Source organism: Streptomyces sp. UH6, from assembly GCF_013421635.1.
Classification (GTDB): domain Bacteria; phylum Actinomycetota; class Actinomycetes; order Streptomycetales; family Streptomycetaceae; genus Streptomyces; species Streptomyces abyssomicinicus.
Window position 1 is genome coordinate 1 of the sequence record NZ_JACADT010001432.1, and the last position, 1,037, is coordinate 1,037.

The 1,037-nt window shown below is 71.5% G+C and carries 1 protein-coding gene; it reads left to right on the forward strand.

The genetic code is table 11. The annotated features are described in order from the left end of the window. Window positions 1-59 precede the first annotated feature (59 nt). A partial coding sequence (locus HW445_RS32385; RefSeq protein WP_306673398.1) for an acyl carrier protein occupies window positions 60-1,037 on the forward strand: 978 nt, incomplete at its 3' end.

Sequence of the window (1,037 nt, forward strand, 5' to 3'; positions counted from 1 at the left end):
AGGGCGGAATGGCGGACGAGGTGATGGCGACGGAACTGGATCGGCGCGGGCTTCCGGCGATGGCACCCGATGTCGCGGTCGCGGTCGTCGGCCGGTCCCTGGCTCTCGGCGAAACCTGTGTCACGGTGGCGGACGTGGACTGGGCGCGGTTCGTCCAGCCCTTCACCGCCCTCCGCCCCAGCCCACTCCTCGCCGACCTGGCGAAGAGCGAGGGCGTGCTCGTGGAGAGCGCCGCCCCCAAGACGTCGGGTGCCGAATCGGCGCTCCGTGGTCGTCTCTCCGGTCTGACCGGCGCGGAGCAGCTGCGGCTGCTGCTGAGCACGGTCCGGGAGCAGGCGGCCATGGTGCTCGGTCACGCCGGTGCCGGGGCGGTCGGTGAGACCGTCACCTTCCGCGAGCTGGGCTTCGACTCACTCACCGCGGTGGAGTTCCGCAACGCGCTGGGGACCGCTACCGGCCTTTCGCTGCCTGCCACCCTCGTCTTCGACTACCCGAGCCCGGCCGTGCTGGCCGAGTACTTGCGCGACGAGATCGTGGGCGCGCAGGACCAGGTCCTGACGCCGCACGCATCGGTCACCGGTGCCGGTGGCGAGGACGACCCCGTCGCCATCGTCGGCATGAGCTGCCGCTACCCGGGCGCGGTCGCCTCGCCGGAGGAACTGTGGAGTCTGGTCATGGCGGGCGCGGACGCGGTCTCCGGGTTCCCGGTGGACCGCGGCTGGGACCTGGAGCGGCTGTACGACCCGACGCGTGAGCGCGAAGGGTCCTGCTACGTCGACCAGGGCGGCTTCCTGCACGACGCCGGTGAGTTCGATCCGCTCTTCTTCGGCATCTCGCCGCGTGAGGCGCTGGCCATGGACCCGCAGCAGCGGTTGCTGCTGGAGACGTCGTGGGAGGCGTTCGAGCGGTCGGGCATCGACCCGGCGTCCGTGCGCGGTACCCGGACGGGTGTCTTCGCCGGCACCAACGGCCAGGACTACACGGGGCTGTTGCTCGCCTCTCCGGACAGTGCCGAAGGGCACGTCGGCACGGGCAAT